The sequence below is a fragment of the Chromobacterium sp. FG89 genome (assembly GCF_057808735.1).
Map to the genome: position 1 here is coordinate 1 of NZ_JBMDIQ010000091.1, position 396 is coordinate 396.

The window sequence follows — 396 nt, forward strand, 5'->3', positions numbered from 1 at the left end:
CGTCGTATTCGAAGCGTTTGACGATGCCCGACGGACTGATCTCTTTGAGTACCCGGCCCTGCGCGTCGTAGACGTAGTGGTAGATTCCGCCCAGTTTACTGAAGTATTTCAACTTGTTGCTAAAGGCATCATAAGCCATCCGCTCGACGCCGCCTTCGGCGTCGAAGATGCGGTTCTGCCGTCCCAGCGCGTCGTGTTCGATCCGGGTCACCGCGTCGCGCTGGGCGTCGACGATCAGGGTCGGCGTCAGGCCGGGTTTGAGCGCGGTGGTGTCGACGCGTTGGGCGTAGCGGGTGATGCGGGTGGTCTGACCGAGCGCGTCGTACTCGGTGGCGGTAGCATAGCCTTCGGGATCGATGTGCAGGGTCTGGCGGCCGAGCGCGTCGTAATAGTTGT

Annotated in this window: 1 protein-coding gene; it reads right to left on the minus strand. The window is 61.9% G+C overall.

Annotated elements, in window-relative coordinates; genetic code table 11:
• The coding region (locus tag ACODRW_RS24375; RefSeq protein ID WP_488906933.1) for a hypothetical protein at positions 1-396 on the minus strand (396 nt) is incomplete at both ends.